Annotated in this window: 24 protein-coding genes; 8 read left to right on the top strand and 16 right to left on the bottom strand. The window is 68.2% G+C overall.

Features of this window, described 5'->3' with window-relative positions; translation table 11 throughout:
- Window positions 1-5: 5 nt before the first annotated feature.
- Window positions 6-917, bottom strand: coding sequence for a phenylalanine 4-monooxygenase (locus NAM01S_RS21190; RefSeq protein ID WP_067787828.1), 912 nt, complete (start codon window positions 915-917; stop codon window positions 6-8).
- A 127-nt stretch (window positions 918-1,044) separates the two neighbouring features.
- Window positions 1,045-1,743, bottom strand: a complete 699-nt coding sequence (locus tag NAM01S_RS36690; protein WP_253799011.1) for a DUF4396 domain-containing protein — start codon at window positions 1,741-1,743, stop codon at window positions 1,045-1,047.
- Between the two features lie 120 nt (window positions 1,744-1,863).
- Between NAM01S_RS36690 and NAM01S_RS21180 the strand changes: the two genes are divergently transcribed.
- Window positions 1,864-2,067, top strand: a complete 204-nt coding sequence (locus tag NAM01S_RS21180; protein WP_067787826.1) for a type II toxin-antitoxin system VapB family antitoxin — start codon at window positions 1,864-1,866, stop codon at window positions 2,065-2,067.
- Between the two features lie 57 nt (window positions 2,068-2,124).
- Here the strand turns inward: NAM01S_RS21180 and NAM01S_RS21175 are convergent, their stop codons facing one another.
- The gene (locus NAM01S_RS21175; protein WP_253799013.1) at window positions 2,125-3,621 is read right to left on the bottom strand and encodes an alpha/beta hydrolase; all 1,497 of its coding nucleotides are present in this window, start codon (window positions 3,619-3,621) and stop codon (window positions 2,125-2,127) included.
- Between the two features lie 103 nt (window positions 3,622-3,724).
- Window positions 3,725-5,269 (bottom strand): alpha/beta hydrolase, encoded by a 1,545-nt coding sequence (locus tag NAM01S_RS21170; protein WP_084483141.1) that lies wholly within the window; start codon window positions 5,267-5,269, stop codon window positions 3,725-3,727.
- 112 nt (window positions 5,270-5,381) lie between these two features.
- Here NAM01S_RS21170 and NAM01S_RS21165 point away from each other — a divergent pair, with 112 nt between their 5' ends.
- Entirely contained in the window at window positions 5,382-6,065 is a 684-nt protein-coding gene (locus tag NAM01S_RS21165; protein WP_084483140.1) for a JAB domain-containing protein, read from the top strand.
- Window positions 6,066-6,071: 6 nt separating this feature from the next.
- On the opposite strand, the gene NAM01S_RS21160 is transcribed toward NAM01S_RS21165, so the two are convergent.
- Window positions 6,072-6,689 carry a TetR/AcrR family transcriptional regulator gene (locus NAM01S_RS21160; protein WP_067787824.1) on the bottom strand — a complete coding sequence of 206 codons (618 nt, stop codon included), beginning with the start codon at window positions 6,687-6,689 and terminating at the stop codon, window positions 6,072-6,074.
- 61 nt (window positions 6,690-6,750) lie between these two features.
- Between NAM01S_RS21160 and NAM01S_RS21155 the strand changes: the two genes are divergently transcribed.
- Together NAM01S_RS21155 and NAM01S_RS35145 are read left to right on the top strand one after the other, a co-directional pair.
- Complete coding sequence (locus NAM01S_RS21155) at window positions 6,751-7,995, top strand: FAD-dependent oxidoreductase (protein ID WP_084483138.1); 1,245 nt, start codon at window positions 6,751-6,753, stop codon at window positions 7,993-7,995.
- Between the two features lie 172 nt (window positions 7,996-8,167).
- Window positions 8,168-8,482, top strand: a complete 315-nt coding sequence (locus tag NAM01S_RS35145; RefSeq protein WP_157107821.1) for a hypothetical protein — start codon at window positions 8,168-8,170, stop codon at window positions 8,480-8,482.
- 149 nt (window positions 8,483-8,631) lie between these two features.
- On the opposite strand, the gene NAM01S_RS21145 is transcribed toward NAM01S_RS35145, so the two are convergent.
- The 5 genes from NAM01S_RS21145 to sdhC form a co-directional block, all read right to left on the bottom strand.
- Window positions 8,632-9,048: a RelB antitoxin-like protein gene (locus tag NAM01S_RS21145; RefSeq protein WP_067787818.1), complete on the bottom strand. Its 417-nt coding sequence runs from the start codon at window positions 9,046-9,048 to the stop codon at window positions 8,632-8,634.
- A 239-nt stretch (window positions 9,049-9,287) separates the two neighbouring features.
- Window positions 9,288-10,061, bottom strand: a complete 774-nt coding sequence (locus NAM01S_RS21140) for a succinate dehydrogenase iron-sulfur subunit (RefSeq protein ID WP_067787816.1) — start codon at window positions 10,059-10,061, stop codon at window positions 9,288-9,290.
- Entirely contained in the window at window positions 10,061-11,812 is a 1,752-nt protein-coding gene (gene sdhA, locus NAM01S_RS21135) for a succinate dehydrogenase flavoprotein subunit (RefSeq protein ID WP_067787906.1), read from the bottom strand. Before sdhA ends, NAM01S_RS21140 begins: the two co-directional genes overlap by 1 nt.
- 31 nt (window positions 11,813-11,843) lie before the next feature.
- Window positions 11,844-12,275, bottom strand: coding sequence for a succinate dehydrogenase hydrophobic membrane anchor subunit (locus NAM01S_RS21130; protein ID WP_067787814.1), 432 nt, complete (start codon window positions 12,273-12,275; stop codon window positions 11,844-11,846).
- A gap of 5 nt (window positions 12,276-12,280) precedes the next feature.
- The gene (gene sdhC, locus NAM01S_RS21125) at window positions 12,281-12,679 is read right to left on the bottom strand and encodes a succinate dehydrogenase, cytochrome b556 subunit (protein ID WP_084483136.1); all 399 of its coding nucleotides are present in this window, start codon (window positions 12,677-12,679) and stop codon (window positions 12,281-12,283) included.
- A 314-nt stretch (window positions 12,680-12,993) separates the two neighbouring features.
- On the opposite strand from sdhC, the gene NAM01S_RS21120 reads away from it, so the two are divergent.
- A complete protein-coding gene (locus tag NAM01S_RS21120) occupies window positions 12,994-13,395 on the top strand; it encodes a cytidine deaminase (RefSeq protein ID WP_067787812.1) in 402 nt (133 codons plus the stop codon).
- Between the two features lie 10 nt (window positions 13,396-13,405).
- Here the strand turns inward: NAM01S_RS21120 and NAM01S_RS21115 are convergent, their stop codons facing one another.
- The gene (locus tag NAM01S_RS21115; protein WP_157107819.1) at window positions 13,406-13,654 is read right to left on the bottom strand and encodes a hypothetical protein; all 249 of its coding nucleotides are present in this window, start codon (window positions 13,652-13,654) and stop codon (window positions 13,406-13,408) included.
- A gap of 13 nt (window positions 13,655-13,667) precedes the next feature.
- A complete protein-coding gene (locus tag NAM01S_RS21110) occupies window positions 13,668-13,937 on the bottom strand; it encodes a hypothetical protein (protein ID WP_067787808.1) in 270 nt (89 codons plus the stop codon).
- Window positions 13,938-14,032: 95 nt separating this feature from the next.
- On the opposite strand from NAM01S_RS21110, the gene NAM01S_RS21105 reads away from it, so the two are divergent.
- From NAM01S_RS21105 to NAM01S_RS21095, 3 genes are all read left to right on the top strand, one after another.
- Window positions 14,033-15,322: a thymidine phosphorylase gene (locus tag NAM01S_RS21105; RefSeq protein ID WP_067787904.1), complete on the top strand. Its 1,290-nt coding sequence runs from the start codon at window positions 14,033-14,035 to the stop codon at window positions 15,320-15,322.
- 223 nt (window positions 15,323-15,545) lie between these two features.
- Window positions 15,546-16,643, top strand: coding sequence for an adenosine deaminase (locus NAM01S_RS21100; RefSeq protein WP_067787806.1), 1,098 nt, complete (start codon window positions 15,546-15,548; stop codon window positions 16,641-16,643).
- Window positions 16,644-16,701: 58 nt separating this feature from the next.
- Window positions 16,702-17,358, top strand: coding sequence for a hypothetical protein (locus NAM01S_RS21095; protein WP_097247063.1), 657 nt, complete (start codon window positions 16,702-16,704; stop codon window positions 17,356-17,358).
- A 36-nt stretch (window positions 17,359-17,394) separates the two neighbouring features.
- Here NAM01S_RS21095 and NAM01S_RS21090 read toward each other — a convergent pair whose 3' ends face one another.
- Genes NAM01S_RS21090 through NAM01S_RS21075 form a run of 4 tightly spaced genes read right to left on the bottom strand, consistent with a single transcriptional unit; the run spans window position 17,395 to window position 20,510 of the window.
- Window positions 17,395-18,639, bottom strand: a complete 1,245-nt coding sequence (locus NAM01S_RS21090) for a SatS C-terminal domain-containing protein (RefSeq protein ID WP_067787804.1) — start codon at window positions 18,637-18,639, stop codon at window positions 17,395-17,397.
- Between the two features lie 26 nt (window positions 18,640-18,665).
- Window positions 18,666-19,013 carry a YbaB/EbfC family nucleoid-associated protein gene (locus tag NAM01S_RS21085; protein ID WP_067787802.1) on the bottom strand — a complete coding sequence of 116 codons (348 nt, stop codon included), beginning with the start codon at window positions 19,011-19,013 and terminating at the stop codon, window positions 18,666-18,668.
- Window positions 19,014-19,044: 31 nt separating this feature from the next.
- Window positions 19,045-19,395: a hypothetical protein gene (locus tag NAM01S_RS21080; protein WP_067787800.1), complete on the bottom strand. Its 351-nt coding sequence runs from the start codon at window positions 19,393-19,395 to the stop codon at window positions 19,045-19,047.
- On the bottom strand, window positions 19,392-20,510 hold the full coding sequence (locus NAM01S_RS21075; RefSeq protein WP_067787798.1) for a C40 family peptidase: 1,119 nt from the start codon (window positions 20,508-20,510) through the stop codon (window positions 19,392-19,394). Before NAM01S_RS21075 ends, NAM01S_RS21080 begins: the two co-directional genes overlap by 4 nt.

Genomic DNA, 20,510 nt, shown 5'->3' with positions numbered 1-20,510 from the left:
CCGCCTCAGCTCGCCTCGGCCACCGAGGGGCGTTTCTGGTCGCGCAAGGCGCGCAGGGGAGTGTCGTCGTCCATCTCGGCGAAGAAGCCGCCGATCACGTCCTCGATCTCGGAAACCGACTCGGCGCAGTACAGAATCGGCTGGTAGTGGGTGATGTCGTAGGCCGCGGTTCCCATGGCGACCACGTCGAGCGGCCGCAGCTCGGCCCGCCGGAACTCGTCCAGCTCGCCGTAGGAGGACAGCAGTCCGGCTCCGTAGCAGCGGATTTCGCCGTGCTCGCGGACGACGCCGAACTCCATCGAGAACCAGAACACATCGGCGAGGAATTTCAGCGCCGTCTGGGTGGTCAGTCTGGCGACCGCCGCGCCGACGGTTTCGTAGATGGCGGCGAAGCGGGGGCTGGCGATCTGGTTGGCGTGGCCGATGATCTCGTGGATGGCGTCCGGCTCGGGCGTGTAGAGCGGGGCGGAGTGATGCCGGATGTACTGCGTCGAGTGGAACACCCGGTCCGCGAAGGAGCCGAAGAACTCGCGCAACGGCACCAGCCCGGCGGCGGGGACGTAGCGGAAGCCGGTGAGCGGGGCGAGTGCCGCCGTCACCTCGTCGAGTTGCGGGATGTGGTCGCCGGGTAGACCGAGCCGGGACGCGGCGGCCAGTACCTCCCCGCACGCGTACGTGCGGTGTTTGCGGGCCAGTTCGGCGGAGACGATCCGCCAGACCTGCTGTTCTTCCTCGGTGTAATCGATCTCGGGTACGGGTTCGCCCGGCTTGTAGGCCAGCGCGAGAGCGGCGATGGCGTTGCGGCGCGCTCGGTACTCGGGGTCGTGCACGCCGGGGTGCTCATCGCTCAAATGCACCGTCACGTCGCCGTCGCCGCTGCGGGTGACCGGCGAGTACAGCTGAGCCTCGGTGAACATACCTCGATGCAAGCACCGCCTGACCGTTCCGACAACGAAAGCCCAGCCAGCTGTACACACTGCCTAGCTGGCCGGGCCGATTCCGTCGATTGCCGGTCTCGCGGATGGAAACGGTGACAGCGGCGATTCAGTGACCGCCGTGATACGCGTGCACCACGGCGTGGCCCTTGCCGCGGCCGATCAGCCACTTGTTCACCGGCGTGGTGACCACGAAGGCGACGGCGAAAGCGAAGGCGAGCGCACCCCAGAACAGGGCGTCGGTGAGTCCGGCGTGCATGGCGCCGGGCACCGCGAGCAGCACCGCGTTGTCGGTGATCTCCATGACCGTGATCGAGAGCGTATCGGCGGCGAACGCGACGGACAGCGCGGCGCCGAACGCGACGCCCGCCTTCATCACGCCGCGGATGGTCAGCGCGTAGCCGAAGACGAACGCCAGCACGATGGCGAGGACCATCGTCGGCAGCGTGCTCCAGCCCAGCGCGGTACCGATGACCAGGCCGAGCACCTCGCCGATGGCGCAGCCGGTGAGGCAGTGCAGGGTGGCGGTCGCGGCCATCTTCCAGGTGGCGGCGGGGTGATGCCCGGTGTGTGCGGAGTGATCGGTGGTGCCGTGGGTTCGGTGTGCGTCGGTGCTGACGGTTTGATGTGCGGCGGCACTCGGGCTTCGGTGCGCGTCGGCGCCGTGACCGCGGTGCGTGTCGGCACTGTCGGTTCGGTGCCCGGCGTGCTGGTCGGCCGCGTGCATTTCACTCGCGGCCGGTGCGGAATGGCCTGCGTGCCCGGAGTGTCCGTGCTGTGCCCCGTGGGCTCCGTGGCGGTGTTCCATACTTCGCACTATACCCCCGTAGGGTATTAAGTCAAGACAGGTATCCCGACGCGTGTACGCGATTTGCCGGACATGAGCGGGGCTGATGGCGCAAGATGGCGAAAGTACGAAGGAGGACGCATGCATACCGTGCGGATCGATCTCGACCAGAAGCTGTTGGCCGCCGCCGCCGCGATCATGGGCACGTCCAACAGCAACGCCACCGTCAACGAGGCGTTGCGCCGAATCGTGGTGCACGAGCGGCAACTCCATCACCTCGAGAAGCTGGCCTCGGGTGTGCTGTGCGCGCTACCCGCGCCGGAGGTCGTCACCGTCGACGGTTAGAGGGGCACTACCGTCGACAGTCCCAGGCGTGGCGAAGGCGGAGGCCCGACCCGCCGTCTATCGCTGTAGTGCGCAGCGGGTGTCCGGCGGTGGAACGAGTTCGATCAGGTACTTCATGACCGGCTCGTCCACGCAGCGCACGCCCTTGAACGCGACGCCGTGCTGGGTTGCCTCGTAGGTGATCAGTGACGCGTCGAGGGCCTCGGCCAGCCGCACGCCGCGCTCGTACGGCGTCGCCGGATCACCGGTGGCCGCCACGACCACCACTTTCGGCAGGCCGGTGATCACCGGCGGATGCGGCTGCCAATTCGGCGGCACCGGCCAGAACGCGCAGACGTCCAAGGGCGACTCGGTGACCGGAAGTCCGCTGTCGAAGATGGGAGCGACCTCGCGAATTCGGCGCTCCCACTGGGTTACTTGCGCCCGGTCGGTGACCCTGACCTCCTCGAGGCAGTTCACCGCCAGGTGCACGCCCATTCCGACGGACTCGGAATGGCCGGAGGTGATCGCCTGGAGCGCGTCGCCGCGGCCCCGGCTCAGCTCGGCGAGGGCCGCGGTGAGGTCCGGCCAGAGTTTCGGGCTGTACATCGAGGCGATCACCGCTTCGACCGCGTCGACGAAGTCCACTCCGCGCTGGTCCGTGGTGGGCGCGGGGTGCTCGATCAGTGGCAGAGTCAGCTTCCGGTAGACCTCGGTGGCCTGCCGTGGGTCGGTGCCGAGCGGGCAGTCGGGTGCCGTCGCGCAGTCCGCCGCGTAGGCCTCGAATGCCCGTTGGAACGCGGCGGCGTCGACCACCGGATCACTCATGTTGGACGCCGGATCGAGGGGGCCGTCCAGCACCATCGCCCTGACCCGGTCCGGGAACATCTCGGCGAAGGTGGAACCGATGCGGGTGCCGTAGGAACCACCGAAGTACGTCAGCTTCTGCTCGCCGAGCACCGTCCTGATCACATCGAGATCCCTGGCCACATCGACGGTTCCGACGTGCGAGAGCAGCTTCGTTCCCGAACCGGCGGCGCACGAGACCGCGTAGTCCTCCACCTCCTCCTCCAGCTGGTCGACCTCGCCGACCGTATGGCCGACCGCGAGGAGCAACCGCTCCGTCCGCGTCTCCTCCGCGGACGGGCAGCGCACCAGCGGCGTCGAGGCGCCGAGGCCGCGCACATCCATGCCGATCACATCGAAGCGTTCGGCCAGCGGCGATTTCGCCAGCATCCTCGGCATGCCGAGGCCGGGCCCGCCAGGGCCGCCCGGGTTGGTGAGGATCGCGGCGACACGCTCGCCGCGCGCCCGCAGCCGAGAGATGGCGATGCGGGCGGTCTCGCCCCCGGGGTCGGCGTAGTCCAGTGGAACCGTCACCCGCGCGCATTCGATGCCCTCTGCGGAAAGACCCGCGCCGCCGGGATAGTTCTCGCACGACTCCCAGGTGAGGGTCTGGCGGAGGAACGGTTCCAAGGTCGGAGCCGGTGCGACGAGCGGTTCGTCGTCCGCGCACGCCGCCGTGGTGAGCAGCAGCGCCGCCAGCGCCGAGCGTGGAAACCACGACCGCGCCACTTTCTGAATCGTCCTGCGCCTTCGCACTATTCGCCTTCCCCCGGATGCCGGTTCGCCGAACAGTGTGCCCGAACCGGCGGTTGTCGGGCCCGCTGGGATCCGCTCAGACCGACCGGCAGACCAGGCCTTCGGGCGGCGGGGTGAGATCGATCAGATAGCGCAACACCGCCTCGTCCACGCACGCCACACCCTGGCCGAAGACGCCGTGCTGCACGCCCTCGTAGGTGACCAGGGAAGCGCCGAGCGCACGGGCCAGGTTGATCCCGCCCTGGTGCGGGGTGGCCGGATCGCCGGTGACGGAGACGACAACGACCTTCGGCAGATTCGGTATCGAGGGGACGTGCGGCTGGGAGTTCGTCGGCACCGGCCAGAAGGCGCAGACGCCGAGCGGAGCCTGTCCCGTCGCGCGCCCGTCGTCGAAAATCGGTGCGGCGGAGCGGGTGTGGCGGTCCAGTTCGGCGGCCTCCGCGCGATCGGTGACGCGCTTCTCCTCGAGGCAGAACACCGCCTGCTGCAGATCCCGCTCGACGATGCTCGGGCTCGCGATGACGTCCGCGAACGCCAGCAGCGCGTCGCCGCGGCCCCCGGCCAGCTCTTTCAGACCCGTGGTGATACCGGGCCAGCCCGCCGGGTTGTACAGCGAATTGGCTACCGCGCTGAGCGCGTCGCGGTAGCCGAGGCCGCGCGGGTCCGCCGTTGCGGCGGGCCGGTCGATCAGCGGGAGGACAAGGGCGTGGAAGGCCGCGGTGGCGCGGGCCGGTTCGGTGCCGAGCGGGCAGTCCGGCGCCTTCGCGCAGTCGGCGGCGTAGGCGTCGAAGGCCTGCTGGAAGCCGCGCGAGAACACCACGGCGTCGACCATGTCGGTGGCCGGGTCGACGCCACCGTCGAGGACCATGGCGCGCACCCGATCGGGGAACATCTCGGCGAAGGTGGAGCCGAGGCGGGTGCCGTAGGAGCCGCCGTAGTAGGTCAGCTTCTCGTCGCCGAGCGCCGCCCGGATCACATCGAAATCCCGTGCCACCTCGCGGGTTCCGACGTTGGCCAGTACGTCGACCCCCGTTCGCCGCACGCATTTGTCGACGTAGTCGCGGTGTTCGCGCTCGGTCTGCGCGATGCCTTCCGCCGAATAGTCGACGTCGAGCTCGTTGCGCTCCGCCTGGAACTCCTCCGGTGTCAGGCACACCACCTTCGGTGTGGACGCGCCGAGGCCGCGCACGTCGACGCCGATCACGTCGAAGCGTTGCGCCGTCTCGCTTTCCGCGAACATCAGCGGCATCGCGAGTCCCGGCGATCCGGGGCCGCCTGGATTGGTGAGCAGGGCGGCGACCCGCTCGCCGCGAGCGGGCAGGCGGGAGATGGCGATCGAGGCCGTGGCGCCGTCGGGCTCGGCGTAGTCGAGCGGGACGGTCACCCGCGCGCACTCCAGGCCGCCGGCGGTCAGCTCGGCGCCGTGCGGGAAGTCCGCGCAGGAACCCCATGCGACGCGCTGGTCGTAGTACCTGTCGAGGTCCGGGCTCGCCGCGGTGCCGGAGCCTCCGCAGGCCGCGAGCGTCAGCAGCGCGGTCGCGCTCAGTGCGCGGACGGTCCGCGTCGCGCCGTCGCGGCCGTGGGCCCCCGTGTTCTTGGAGTTCTTGCGCCACCCAGACATTCGTCCCCCCAATCGGTTCGTCCCCTCATTCTGCCCGAACCGCGCACCCACCCGACCTGTCGGTGGCCGCTGGCACAATCCGAATTCTCCATCGCCTTCGAGGGGGTCTGAGATGTCGGTACCGATCGCCAACCTGCCCTTCGGCCAACGCCCGCGTGAGCGACTGCTCGCGCTCGGTCCGCACGCGCTCAGCGACAGCGAATTGCTCGCCCTGCTGCTCGGTCAGGGTCGCAGGGGCGAGAGCGCGCTGGAATTGGCCGCGGAGCTCCTCGCCGAATACGGCGGCATCCCGGGTCTGGCCGCGGCCCGGCCCGAGGAACTGTTCCGCAGAGCCGGCGTCGGGGTGGCCAAGGCCGCCGCGATCATCGCCGCCTTCCAGCTCGGCAGCAGGGCACGCGCCGAACCCGAGGCCGCGCCGCACCTGGAAAGCGCCTTCGACGTCGTCCGCATCGCCCGCCCGCTGTTCGACGGCGTCCGCGTGGAACGAATCCTCGTGCTGGTCTGCGACACCCAGAATCGCTTGCGGCAGAAGGTGTTCGTCGCCGAAGGCGCGGTCGATCAGGTCACCGTCCCGATCCGCGAAATCCTCAACACCGTCCTCCGCCACGACGGTCGCGCCTTCGCCCTCGTCCACAATCACCCCTCCGGCACCGCCACCCCCAGCCTCGACGACCGGCGCACCACCACCGCCATCATCGAAGCCTGCCGCACCGTAGGCCTCCGCTTCCTTGACCACGTCGTCCTCGCGGGCGAACACTGGTCCTGCGCGACTCCTCTTCCCCTCGGCCGGGAATGAGTCGGCTCAGGTCGTATGCCGTGCTCCCTCCGACAGGTGCCCGCGCAGGCCGATTTCAGCGGCTTGGTGCACGATGCCGGTGATCGTGGTGGGTGTCAGCTGTCCTCTGGCGGAGTCGTCGAGCACCGCGTCGACCGCACCGACCATCGCGCCGGTCAGTGCTGCCGCGTGCAGTATGTCGAGATCGTCGGGGTAGGCGTCGAGGAGGGCTCGGGTCAGGCGCTGCCGGAGGCCGGCGTTGCGCAGCAGAGCGGCAGCGCGCAGGGCGGGCACTTCGGCGATGAGGCGTGCTCGGATGTGCGTGAGTTCGTGATCGAGCGGGAAACTCCAGCTCGTCGCCGCGCTCAGCTGATCGATCGCGCGCAAGAGTAGGTCGGCGGGACGTTCGGATGGGACGCGGGTCGCGAAGATCTCGGCGAGAAGTTCGTCGTAGAGGTCGTCGTCGGCGAAGACGACGTCTTCCTTGGTGGTGCAGTAGTTGAAGAAGGTCGCATAGGAAACCTGTGCGGCGGCGGCGATCTCGGCGACGGTGGTGTTGTCGTAGCCCTTCTCGCCGAACAATCGAAGGGCCGCCTCGACGAGAGCCTGCTTGGTCTTCCGCTTCTTCTGTTCCCGCAGTCCCATGCCTGGATTCTTACACGCCATCGAAATTTAGACAGAGTCTAAGTTCTGTTAGCCTGGCGGCATGATCGAACGAACGGGGTGCGTCGTCGTGGGTGGCGGCCCAGCGGGGATGACGCTCGGACTCTTGCTGGCTCGCGCGGGCGTCGAGGTGACCGTGCTCGAGAAGCACGCCGACTTCCGAAGGGACTTCCGCGGCGATACCGTCCACCCGTCGACACTGCGCCTTCTCGACGAACTCGGCTTGGGCGAACGGTTCGCGAGAATTCCCGCCGGACGCCTGCGGCAGATGCGTATCCGAATCGGCGACACCGTCGTCGTGATGGCGGATTTCAGCCGAATTCCCGGTCGGCACAAGCACATCGCGATGGTGCCCCAAGGCGATTTCCTTGATCTGCTGTGCGCTGCCGCTTCCGAGGAGCCGACGTTCACCCTCCGTCGCGACTGCACCGTCACCGGATTACGCCGCGACGACGACGGCCGGGTCACCGGTGTCGACTACACCGATGCGGACGGCGGAGCGCGGTCGCTCACCGCGGATCTCACGGTTGGCTGCGACGGCAGGTGGTCGGTGGTGCGCCGTGAATCCGGACTGCCGGTGCGCGAGTTCGAGATTCCGATGGATGTGTGGCAGGTCCGAGTACCCAAGTCCCACATCGGCGACGGCGAGGTGTTCGGCTGGTTCGGCGGGGGTCAGGTGGCGGTGGCGATGGATCGCGGCGACTACCAGCAGGTGGCGTACCTCATCGCGAAAGGCACCGACGAGCAGCGGCGACTCGAGGACATCGCGGCGTGGCGGTCCCGTCTCGGCGAGCTGTGCGGTTTCTCGGAGCGGCAACTCGCCGCCATCCGCGACTGGGACGATGTCGCCGTGCTGCGGACCGGGATGGACCGGCTGCGCCGCTGGTACGCCGACGGCGTGCTGTGCATCGGCGACGCCGCGCACACCATGTCGCCGGTCGGCGGCGTCGGCGTCAACCTCGCGATCCAAGACGCCGTCGCCACCGCGCGATACCTCGCCGAACCCTTGCGACGCGGCAAGCTTCGCCGTACCGATCTGGCCCGCGTCCAACGCCGCCGATCCTTCCCCGCGGCGATGGTCCAGCGGTCCCAGCGCGCCGAACACGACATGCTCATCCGCCCCGCCCTGAACGCCACCCTCGACGAGCGCAGGCTCCCAGCCCCGCTGCGGCTGCTGCGCCGCTCGGCCCGGCTGCGCGCTGTCACCGCCTACTTGGGCGGTATCGGCCTCCGCCCCGAACACGCCCCGCCGTTCGCGCGCCGCGCAACGCGTTCCCCGGTCCCCTGATCTTGCGCCGCCGAATCCCCGCGTGCGGCCGGTGAATCGGTTCGGATGCAGGCGAGGCCCCGCGTGGCCGAAGCCCCGCAATCCAGCGAAGGCCGCCACCGTCTTCGGGACGGTGGCGGCCTTCGTAGTGAGGCGGTGGTCCGGGGGTCAGCGGGTGAAGAGGAGGGCTCGCTTGACTTCCTGGCTGGCCCCAAAGTCGGCCCGCGTGTCAGGCCTACACTCCTTCGATCCAAAATCGCTGCAATCGAGCGATCGCCTCGGGCTTGTCCATGGCCCCGACTTCGCTTTCGGTGAGGCCGACCCGATGGATCAACAGGTGGACCAGATCGGCGGGCAGGGACTCACGTGGCGGTTCCGGTGCACCGCGGTCGGGCAAGATGCCGTGCGAGATGCACTGCCAGAATTCATCTTCGGTGACTTCGAGTTGATCTCTCAGGATATGAGACCACAGAGCTGTGCCGTAGCCCGTGCGATCGACCGGGTGTGAGATTCGGGTCCGTAGTATCCTGCCGTCCGACAGTCCGAGTTCATACGTGATGTGGTGAGTTCCGGTGCGCCCGCGCGCATCTCGTATCCGTTCCCACCTCTCGAGCTTGCAGAACTGCTCGTGCCGTTCACGGGTCGGCTGAGGCCACGTCACTGGGTGGCCCCGACAAGCCAGTCGTGAAGTTGCGCATCGTTGCTGAGCTCGATCAGCTGAACGAGACCCCAGTGTTCACGGTGATTGGGTGCGGTACGCAGTCGGCTTTGCCAGTCATCCGCGTACTCACGCAGCGCGATGATCATTTCTTCGACGGCCTCGTCGAAGTCGGCGCCATCGGCACCGATTGGCAGCCCAGGTAGGTACATCGACCATCCGCCGTTCTCGGGGACGACTTCCGCGTTGGCGGGGCACAACCTGGCCAGGGCATAGCGGAGTCGCTCGGCGTCGACGACAGCGGCATACTCGGTGTCGCGACGGACGGTTGCCACTCGCCCTTGTCCTGCGGCGTCCAACAGGTCCTTCAGATGGGCTCGGGCTTCCGTGTAGCTGTCATAGCGCACTGCGGACATCGGATCGCCTTTCCTCGGATACGACTATCATCCAGAGGAAAGGTCAAGTACGTCAAGTACGTAGAGTACGTCTGGCTGTTCGGTCAACGTGATCGGCCGTCCTCGGCGGATGTGGTCGATGATCCGTCGAGCCGGATGTGGTCGTGGCCACGGGCTCTCGACGACCGCTGGAAGCGACGAAGGCCGCCACCGTCTTCGGGACGGTGGCGGCCTTCGTAGTGAGGCGGTGGTCCGGGGGGTCAGCGGGTGAAGAGGAGGGCTCGCTTGACTTCCTGGATGGCCTTGGTGACCTCGATGCCGCGGGGGCAGGCGTCGGTGCAGTTGAAGGTGGTGCGGCAGCGCCAGACGCCTTCGACGTCGTTGAGGATGTCGAGGCGTTCGCGGGCGCCTTCGTCGCGGCTGTCGAAGATGAAGCGGTGGGCGTTCACGATCGCGGCCGGGCCGAAGTAGCTGCCGTCGCTCCAGTACACGGGGCAGGAGGTGGTGCAGCAGGCGCACAGGATGCACTTGGTGGTGTCGTCGAACCGGGCGCGGTCGGCCTGGCTCTGGATGCGCTCGCGGGTTGGCTCGTTACCCGTGGTGATCAGGTAGGGCTTCACCGCGCGGAACGCGTCGAAGAACGGCTCCATGTCGACGACGAGGTCCTTCTCCACGGGCAGGCCGCGGATCGGCTCGACGGTGACGGTGAGCGACTTACCGCCCTTGGGCAGCATGTCCTTCATCAGCACCTTGCAGGCCAGCCGGTTCACGCCGTTGATCCGCATCGCGTCCGAACCGCACACGCCGTGCGCGCACGAGCGACGGAAGGTGAGCGTGCCGTCCAGGTAGGACTTGATGTAGATGAGCACGTTCAGGAAGCGGTCGGTCGGCAGGACCGGCACCTGGAAGGACTCCCAGTGCGCGCCCTTGTCGTCCTCCGGGTTGAACCTGGCCACCTTGACGGTGATCATCACCGAGCCGTCGGGGACCGGAGCGGGCTTCTGCGAAGAGGGTGCTTCGGCAACAGCAGTCATCAGTACTTACGCTCCATCGGCTCGTAACGGGTCTGCACCACCGGCTTGAAGTCGAGGCGGATGTCGGCGATGAGCTCGGGGCTCTCCTTGTAGGCCATCGTGTGCCGCATGAAGTTCACGTCGTCGCGGTCCGGGTAGTCCTCGCGTGCGTGGCCGCCGCGCGATTCCTTCCTGTTCAGCGCGCCGACGACGGTGACCTCGGCAAGCTCGAGCAGGAAGCCGAGCTCGACGGCCTCCAGCAGGTCGCTGTTGTACCGCTTGCCCTTGTCCTGCACCGAGATCCGCGAGTACCGCTCCTTGAGCGCGTGGATGTCGGTGAGGGCCTGCTTGAGGGTGTCCTCGGTGCGGAACACGGCGGCGTTCATGTCCATCGTGTACTGCAGCTCGGTGCGGATGTCGGCGACCCGCTCGTTGCCGTGCTCCGACAGCAGCATTTCCAGCCACTCGGTGACCATCTGCGCCGGCTTCTCCGGCATGTCGACGAACTCGGTGCGCTGGGCGTACTCCGCGGCGGCGATGCCCGCGCGGCGGCCGAACACGTTGATGTCGAGCAGCGAGTTGGTGCCGAGGCGGTTGGAGCCGTGCACCGAGACGCACGCGCACTCGCCCGCCGCGTAGAGGCCGGGGACGATGTCGGTGTTGTTGCGCAGCACCTCGCCGCGGATCCGGGTCGGGATGCCGCCCATCACGTAGTGGCAGGTCGGCATGACCGGCACCGGCTCCTTCACCGGGTCGACGCCCAGGTAGGTGCGGGAGAACTCGGTGATGTCGGGCAGCTTCTCCTCGAGCACGTCCTCACCGAGGTGGGTCACGTCGATGAGCACGTAGTCCTTGTTCGGACCCGCGCCGCGGCCTTCGAGCACCTCGAGCACCATCGACCGGGCGACGATGTCGCGCGGTGCCAGGTCCTTGATGGTGGGGGCGTAGCGCTCCATGAACCGCTCGCCGGAGGCGTTGCGCAGGATGCCGCCCTCACCGCGAACCGCTTCCGAGATCAGGATGCCGAGACCGGCCAGACCTGTCGGGTGGAACTGGTGGAACTCCATGTCCTCCAGCGGCAGACCCTTGCGGAACACGATCGCCATGCCGTCGCCGGTCAGCGTGTGCGCGTTCGAGGTGGTCTTGTACATCCGGCCCGAGCCGCCGGTGGCGAACACGATCGACTTGGCGTGGAAGACGTGCAGCTCGCCGGTGGCCAGCTCGTAGGCGACCACACCGGTGGCGACCGGACCGCGGTCGGTCTCGGTGAGCACCAGGTCGAGCACGTAGAACTCGTTGAAGAACTCCACGTCGTGCTTGACGCAGTTCTGGTACAGCGTCTGCAGGATCATGTGGCCGGTGCGGTCGGCGGCGTAGCACGCGCGGCGGACCGGGGCCTTGCCGTGATCGCGGGTGTGGCCACCGAAACGGCGCTGGTCGATCTTGCCCTCGGGGGTCCGGTTGAACGGCAGACCCATCTTCTCGAGGTCCATGACCGCGTCGATGGCCTCCTTGGCCATGATCTCCGCGGCGTCCTGGTCGACCAGGTAGTCACCACCCTTGACGGTGTCGAAGGTGTGCCATTCCCAGTTGTCCTCTTCGACGTTGGCCAGCGCGGCGCACATACCGCCCTGGGCCGCGCCGGTGTGGCTACGGGTCGGGTACAGCTTGGTCAGCACCGCGGTGCGGACCCGGGGACCGGCCTCGATCGCCGCGCGCATGCCCGCGCCACCGGCACCGACGATCACGACGTCGTAGCGGTGTTCCTGAATCGGTCGCGATTCACTCATCGAGGGCCTGTTCCTAACTGATGTTGGGGTCGAAGGTGAAGATGACGTAGGTGCCGACGCCCGTGACCAGGATCATCGAGATCACCAGCAGGGTCTTGAGCCAGAACCGGGTCGAGTCCTTGCGGGAGTAGTCGTCGATCACGGTGCGCAGACCGTTGCCGCCGTGCAGCTGGGCCAGCCACAGCATGGTGAGGTCCCAGATCTGCCAGAACGGGGAGGCCCAGCGGCCCGCGACGAAGGCGAAGTTCAGCCGCTGCACGCCGCCGTCGATCATCAGCATGATGAACATGTGGCCCAGCACAAGGACCATCAGCAGCAGGCCGGAGAAGCGCATGAACAGCCACGCGTACTTCTCGAAGTTGTTGCTGGAGCGGGCGCGCGGCGAGCGGGGCAGATCCAGGCTGGCCGGGCGGTCGTAAGACTTACCGAGAACAGGTGCAGTCATGGCGATCAGTGCTCCGTGAACAGGTAGAAGAACTGGCGGCCGATACCGGCGGCCGAGACCAGGATCCAGATGGCGAGCACGATCCAGAGCATCTGGCGCTGGTAGCGCGGGCCCTGGGACCAGAAGTCGACGAGGATCACGCGGACGCCGTTGAGCGCGTGGAACAGCACGCAGACCACGAGGCCCATCTCCATCAGCGCGACGAGCGGGGTCTTGTAGGTCTCGATCGCCGCGTCGTAGGTCTCCGGGCTGACGCGGACCAGTGCGGTATCCAAGACGTGCACGAAGAGGAAGAAGAAGATGGTGACACCGGTGATCCGGTGCAGCGCCCAGGACCACATTCCGGGGTCGCCTCGGTACAGCGTCTTCCGCTTCGGCTGGGCCGGAGCTTCGATCGTGGTCATAGAGTGCGGTGCCTCCAACGTCGTTGATGGACCCGGTTTCAGGTCCCGGGCCGGCCGCGTGAAGGGGGCGAATGCCCAGGTTGCTGCGCTGTGCTCCGAGTGTGCTGGAGCACGGTGCTCCGTTTGCGCGAGGCCCGCCGGGAACCTGAACCGATCTGTTGTGGACTCTAATCCTCTCGGTTTCGCGGAACTAATTCGGCGTGCCGTGCGTTGCGCTACATTGCGCTGGGTTAGGTTTGCCTTTGTTGATGCGTAATGGGGTGCGCGCGGGCTCTCGTGCGCCCTCCTCGCGGTGGTTCGGCGGGAGGCTCGCGATGTCGGAAATCGAGTGGAATGTTTTGCGCGACAATGCTATTCGAGTTATGCGCAATGCCTATGCGCCCTACTCCCGTTTCCCGGTCGGCGCCGCGGCTCTCACTTCGGACGGTCGAATTGTGAGCGGTTGCAATGTGGAAAATGTCTCATATGGATTGGCCCTCTGCGCCGAATGCGTACTCGTCGGTAACTTATTCGCGGGCGGCGGCGGGCGTCTCGCGGCGGTCTCGGTCTGCGATTCCCGCGGCGAAATCCTGATGCCGTGCGGTCGCTGCCGCCAACTCCTCTACGAGCACGGCGGCCGCGATCTCCTGGTGGACCACCGCACCGGCCCCGTCCGGCTGAGCACCCTGCTGCCCGACGCCTTCGGTCCCGACGACCTGAACGCCGGGCAGCAGTAGTCGCTATCCGTCAGCAGTCGTCTTCGAACGACTCGTCGATCTCGGCCGGGGTGGGCGGCTCGACAGTCGGCACGCGAATGGGAGTGAGCCCCATTCGTTGCATCATCAGCGCGACACCCTCACCGATGGTCGACGACTGAGCCGCGAGCCGGTTCGCGAAGACCTTCACCCCGCGAACGTCTCGCAGCAGCGTCTCCTCGAGATCGGCGACGCGCGTCTCGATCCTGGCCATCCTGCGATCCAGATCCGAACAAGTCATAGTCGCCCCCTCGTCAGCAGTCGGCCTCGAGTGCGTCGTCGATTTCCGCTTCGGTTGGCATCGATACCTCCGCGAACTCGAGCGGTGGCAGCCCCATGCGCTCCATCATCAGCGCAATACCGCGACCCAGTTGGTTCATGCCGACGACCAGACGTCCGGTCACGATGTCCGTCCGCGCCGCCCGCCGGGTCAGCTTGTAGATTGACTCGGAGTGGCAAGCCTCGACCTCGCGGGTGCGCGTCTCGATCCGGGTAACCCGTCGGTTCAACTCGGCGTAAGTCATCTGAATCCCCCTTCGTCGATCGATTGATGCGGCGAGGCTATCGGAGGCCTCCGACAAGAACCAGCGGCGGCGGGGTGTCGTGCCAGACTGGCCGGGTGACGGGTGTTGACGCGGTTTCGATCATCACGACCAAGCGGGATGGCGGGGAGCTGTCGGACGAGCAGATCGACTGGGTGGTCGACGGTTTCACCCGCGGCGCGGTGGCCGACGAGCAGATGTCGGCGCTGGCCATGGCCATCGTCTGGCGCGGGATGACGCGCAGGGAGACGGCCCGCTGGACTGCCGCGATGATCGCCTCGGGACGGCGGATGGACTTCACGGATCTGCCGAGGCCCACGGTGGACAAACACTCGACGGGCGGGGTCGGCGACAAGATCACGCTGCCGCTCGCGCCGCTGGTCGCCGCGTGCGGCGCGGCCGTTCCGCAACTGTCCGGACGTGGTCTGGGACACACCGGCGGCACCCTGGACAAGCTCGAGTCGATCCCCGGCTGGCGCGCCGACGTCGACGTGCCGCGGATGCGCGAGATCCTCGCCGATCCGGCGATCGGCGCGGTCGTCTGCGCGGCGGGGGCCGACCTCGCGCCCGCCGACAAGCGCCTCTACGCCCTGCGCGACGTCACGGGCACGGTCGAGTCGATCCCGCTGATCGCCAGCTCGATCATGAGCAAGAAGATCGCCGAGGGCACCGGCGCGCTGGTGCTCGACGTGAAGGTCGGGTCCGGTGCGTTCATGAAGGACCACGGCGCGGCCCGCGAACTGGCCACGACCATGGTCGAGCTCGGCACGGACGCCGGGGTGCGCACCGTCGCGCTGCTCACCGCGATGGACACCCCGCTGGGGCGAACCGCGGGCAACGCGCTCGAGGTGGCCGAGTCGGTCGAGGTGCTTGCCGGCGGCGGGCCCGCCGACGTCGTCGAGCTCACCCTCGCGCTGGCGCGGGAGATGGTGGCGCTGGCGGGCCTGGACATCGATCCGGCCGACGCGCTCGCCGACGGACGGGCGATGGATCACTGGCGCGCCATGGTGCGCGCCCAGGGCGGCGACCCGGACGCGCCGCTGCCGCGCGCCAGGCACACCGAGACCATTCGCGCCGAACGCGACGGCGTGCTGACCCGCATGGACGCCATGGGCGTCGGCATCGCCGCGTGGCGTCTCGGCGCGGGCCGCGCCCGCCAAGGCGACCCGGTGCAGTTCGGTGCGGGTATCGAAATGCACGCCAAGCCTGGCGATCCGGTCCGCGCGGGACAGCCGCTGCTCACCTTGCATACCGACACACCGGACGCGCTCCCGGGAGCCGTTGCCGCACTGGCGGATTCGCTGGCCATCGGCGCTGCCGCACCGGCCGGGGGCGCCCCGCTCATCCTCGACCGAATCGGTTCCTGAGCGCCGGGCCGTCGGTGCGCGAGCCGTCCAGCCGCTCGTGCAGGCGGGCATGCCGGGACGGCACCGGGAGTCGCGCACCGTGCTCGGCCCGGCACGGCGGACGACCGTGATCGGCAACGCCGCGCGAACGCGCTGTGGACCACTCCATGGCTCGCCGGCAACGAGATGGTTGCCACGCCGGAACTTCGCTGCCGATTCCGCGCGGCGCGGCTAACGTGTGGTCATGACAGGACCGATGCCGCTCACCCTCGCCTCGATCCGCCAAGCTCCCAAGGCGCTGCTGCACGATCACCTCGACGGTGGTCTGCGGCCCGCGACGGTACTGGAGCTCGCCGCCGATTGCGGTTACGAAGACCTACCCGCCACCGACGAGGCGACCCTCGCGGCCTGGTTCCGCGACGCCGCCGACAGCGGTTCGCTGGAGCGCTACCTGGAGACGTTCGCGCACACCGTCGCGGTGATGCAGACACCGGAGGGCCTGCGCCGAGTGGCCCGCGAATGCGCCGAGGACCTGGCCGCCGACGGCGTGGTGTACGCGGAAGTGCGCTTCGCGCCCGAGCAGCACCTGGAGCGCGGACTGAGCATGGACGAGGTGGTCGAGCACACCTTGGCCGGCTTCCGCGAGGGCGAGGCGGCCGCCGCCGAGGCGGGCCATTCCATCGTGGTGACTTGCCTGCTCACTGCCATGCGGCACGCGGCGCGTTCGCGCGAGATCGCCGAGCTCACGGTGCGCTGGCGCGACCGCGGCGTCGGCGGCTTCGACATCGCGGGCGCGGAGGCGGGCTTTCCGCCGAGCAGGCATCTCGACGCGTTCGAGTACATGCGGGCGAACAGCGCGCACTTCACCATCCACGCGGGCGAGGCGTTCGGCCTGCCGTCGATCCACGAGGCGCTGGCGTTCTGCGGCGCCGACCGGCTCGGGCACGGCGTGCGCATCACCGACGACATCCACGTGCCGGGCGCGCTGGCGGACGCGGAACTGGGTCTGGTCGCGAATTACGTGCGGGACATGCGAATTCCGCTCGAGCTGTGTCCGTCGTCGAATGTGCAGACCGGCGCGGTGCCCGCCTTGGACAAGCACCCGTTCGATCTGCTCGCCCGGCTGCGCTTCCGCGTCACGGTGAACACCGACAACCGCCTGATGAGCGACACGACGATGAGTGCGGAGATGCTGAAGCTGGTGGAGACCTTCGGCTACGGCTGGAGCGATCTGGAGCGCTTCACCATCAACGCGATGAAGTCGGCCTTCATCCCGTTCCCGGACCGGCTGCGCATCATCGACGACATCATCAAGCCCGGATACGCGGTGCTGCTCGGCTGAAGTTTCGCACCGCCCGCCCACGAAGAGCCTCCGATAGACCTCGTTATCGTGGGATCTCGTGACGATTGTGCAGATTCCCGGTCGGTTCAACGGCCCACCGAATTCCGGCAACGGCGGCTATGTCGCCGGACGCCTCGCCGAACACCGCGACGAGAGCGCGGTGACGGTGATGCTGCGGAACCCGGCTCCGCTGGACACGCCGTTGCGGCTGGACGACGGCAAGTTGTTCGACGGTGAGCGCCTGATCGCGGAATCGCGGGCGGGCGCGTTCGAACGGGACGTCCCGGGATCCGTGCCGCGCGAGGTGGCGGAAGTCGCCGCTGGCTCGTACGAGACCAACGACATGTTCGCGCACTGCTTCGTCTGCGGAAACGCGCGCGGGGACGGCCTGCGCATCGAGCCGGGTCCGGTGCGCGAGGGCGTGGTCGCGGCCCCGTGGACGCCTGACGAGACGCTGCCGATCGACGCCGCGCTGCTGTGGGCGGCGCTGGACTGCCCTGGCGGTTGGTCGGTACCCGGCATGCTGGAGCAGCCAGCACTGCTCGGCTCGATGACCGCCGCGGTGTTCGGCCTGCCCGAGGCGGGCGAGCCGTGCGTGGTGGTCGGGGAAAGTCATGGCGTGCAGGGTCGCAAGCTCTATTCCGCCACCGCGGTCTACGGCGCGGACGAGCGGCTGCTCGGTCGCGCCGAGCACATCTGGATCAGACTGAAATGAGTTGGGGCCGAACGGATTCGGCCCCATTTCAGCGGACTACTGCGGCGCGAGCCGGGCCTCGAACGCACGCTCGAGCTCGCGCCAGCTCTGCGCTTCGGCGGCGAACGGCGGGTTCGGCGCCATCCGGGTCGGGTCCGGGTTCAGCAGGTACGACACGTACCAGCCCAGGGGAGTGGACTGGGCCAGCGCCTGCTCGACGGCGTCGTCCTCGGCGTAGTCGGCGGCATCGGTGAACAATTCGACGGCCAGGTCGAGCTGTTCGATGTCGACCGCCTCCGGTCCCTCGGCCAGGTCGTCGGCCAGGCCGGGCAGCACATAGACGTTCTCGTCGGTCACCTCGACCTCGAGCGAGCCGTCCACGGCGGCGGTCTGTACCTCGCCGTAGGTGCTCACTCGCGCCAGATCGTGGTCGTGCTCGTCGGCGAGGTAGCGCGCGAGGGCGCGCTCGGAGCCGAAGACCGTGATCGAGCCGTTCTTGCCGAGGAAGATCGGTTCGTCGTCGAGGTAGCAGCGCAGCGTGAAATAGGTGCCGTCCGAGGTGACGATCTTGACCGGGTCGATGCCGACCTCGTGCCAGAACGAGTCGTCTTCCTCCTCGTCCTCGTCGTCCAAGTCGACGGCCTCGAACTCCTCGTCCTCGTCGCTGTCGGCCGCGTCGTCGGCGTCGACCACGTTCTCCTCGGCCGCGAGCAACTCGGCCTCGGCGACCGCGACGGCTTCGGCGTCCACGTCCGGGGTGGCGACCACCGAGTCGATGGCGTCGAGCACCGAGTCCCAGTCCTTGGCGATGGCCGCGCCGATCTGGTCCCAGAGTTCCTCGCCGTCCCGACCGACGAACGCGCTCACCCCGCCCGGCAGCGCGCCGAGCACGGGATGCGAGCCGAAGAACTTGGTGACCGTCTCCAGCTCGCACACCTCGCCGATGTTGCGGACCATGCCGAGGGTGTCCTCCAGCTCGGCGATGCTGTCCACGTCGGGATCGCCCGCGGCCAGCTCCGGCACCGCGACCAGGTCGAACGTGAAATTCTCCTCCGGCTCCAGTTCCACCGCCGAGAGTCCGGCGACGACCTTCCACGCGGGATGGTCGACCAGATCGTTGTCGGAGCTGGTCCGGATGAACGCGGCCAGTTCGGCGACGGTGTCGAAACCATAGAGGGAATCCTCATGTCCGAGGAATGCCATCCACTCGTCGTCACCGTCGCGCCAGCGCGGTGCCCACAGGGTGACGAGATCGCCGTCGGTCAGGCCGAGCTCGATCGGGACGATGTCTCCAGAAGCCATGTGCGGAAGCCTATCGACCTTCCGGCTCAGGCACTATCCGGCCCGCCCCCAATTGTGCCCGCCGCGCCGTTGGGCGCCGGGGCGAACGACTCGTTCAGTGTCGCAACGACCTTCGAGCGCTGCGCTCCCGCGTCCTCGGAGGCCTGCCTGCAAGCCCAGACGATCAGCTGGGAGACGTCGGCGGGGGCCATCGACGTGACCGCCTCCGACAGCGTCAGACCGACCAGCGCGCCCTCGCTGTTCACCTCGACGGTGACCGCGCCGTCCTCGGTGGTGAACTGGCCGCGCACCTGCTTGAGGCCGTACAGTGCGGCCTCGAGCGCTTCCAGTTTCTGGGTCGCGCTCGCGACGAGCGCGTCCATCTCGGCACTCATGCCAATTCCTCGCTTCGCTCGCTCCGCTTGCTCATACCGGCCGCATCCAGCTCGTCGGTCCCGTGTCGGCGTCGTCGATGCGGTCGAGTTCGTCGACCGCCTGCTGCCTGGTCGGCAGTCCGAGCCGGTCCAGGATGTCGGCGGGCATGCCCGACTCGGCGAGGACCTCGCGGCGCTTGGCGCGCGCGGCGATGGCCGAGCGCTGGGTCAGGCGCAGGATCTCGTTGGCGAGAGCCTGTGCGCCGTAACGGTATTCGCTGCGCTCGAACTTGATCTCGACCGGCATGCCTTGGTCGGTCGCGCGCACCGCGATGGTGCCGGACCGGTTCTGGCTGACGGCCAGGGTGACGTTCGGGATCTGCTGGGCCTGCTGCTCGGTCATGCTGTCGGCCTGTAGAAGCCGTAGAACTCCATACCCATGTTCTCCGTTCGGATGGAACTGACCGAGACCGGATCACCGGCCTCGACGAGCTGTCCGTTGCCGACGACCATGGCGACATGGCCGTCCCATACGGCCAGGTCACCCGGCATCAGATCGCCGGGCGACACCTGCGGGTGTCCGATGTGCTGTTCCTGGGCAAGGCGCGGCAGTTCGACGCCCGCCTCGCCGTAGGCGTACTTGGTGAGGCCGCTGCAATCGATGCCGGACCCAGGGGTGTTGCCGCCCCAGACGTACGGGGTGCCGACCGCGCTCAGCGCCGACTGGACGGCGGTCGCGGCCTTCTCGTTCGGCGCCTCGACGACACTGCCGTCCGGCAGGGTGATCTTGACGCCGTCCTTGCTGCTCGGCGCGGCGGTGCTGTCGCCGGGCTTCGTGGAGTTCGAGCTCGAGGTGTTGTTCGTGCCCGGACTCGTCTTGGCGACGTTCTGCGCCGAAGTGCTCGCCACGCTGGTGATCAGCGAACCGGCCTGGCCGACCACGCCCATCAGGCCTTGGAGGCCGGAGCCCGCGGTGCTGGTGATCGCGCCGGGCAGCGACGCGAGCGACGGGCTCGAGGGCGCCGGGGTCAGCTGGGTCATGGTCGCGGTGTGCGTGTCCAGTTCGTTGCGCACCCGGCCGACCACGCCGAGTCCCTGGTTCAGGTGATCGATGGCGGTGCCGACCAGTGCCGCGAATCCCGGCGGCGTCGCGATCGTCGGGCCGAGCGCCGTCGCGGTGTTCACGAAGGACTGGACGATGCCGTTGAGATCCTTCTGCCCGGTCTCCACCTCGGTGGCGGCCTGGTCGACGACCGTCGCCATCTCGTTGCCGCGGTCGGAGATGTTCGCGGCGGAGGTCTGCACGCGCAGTGCCTTCGCGGTCGCGGCGTCGGCGGCGACGCCGTCCCACGCGGTGTTCATCTGGTTGATGCTGTTGCGGCCCAACTGATGCAGCTGATCCAGCGCCGTCGAGGTGGAGACCAGCGAGTCGGCGGGGCCGCCGCTGGGCAGCACGCCGGTGCCGAAGCTGCCGAGCAGGTCGAGCAGCGGCTTGACCAGGAGGTTGACGTCGATCAC

Origin of the sequence: Nocardia amikacinitolerans NBRC 108937 (assembly GCF_001612615.1) — a bacterium.
Lineage (GTDB): Bacteria > Actinomycetota > Actinomycetes > Mycobacteriales > Mycobacteriaceae > Nocardia > Nocardia amikacinitolerans.
Note: the sequence above shows the minus strand (reverse complement) of the source record. Positions and strands in the feature narration are given on the sequence as shown.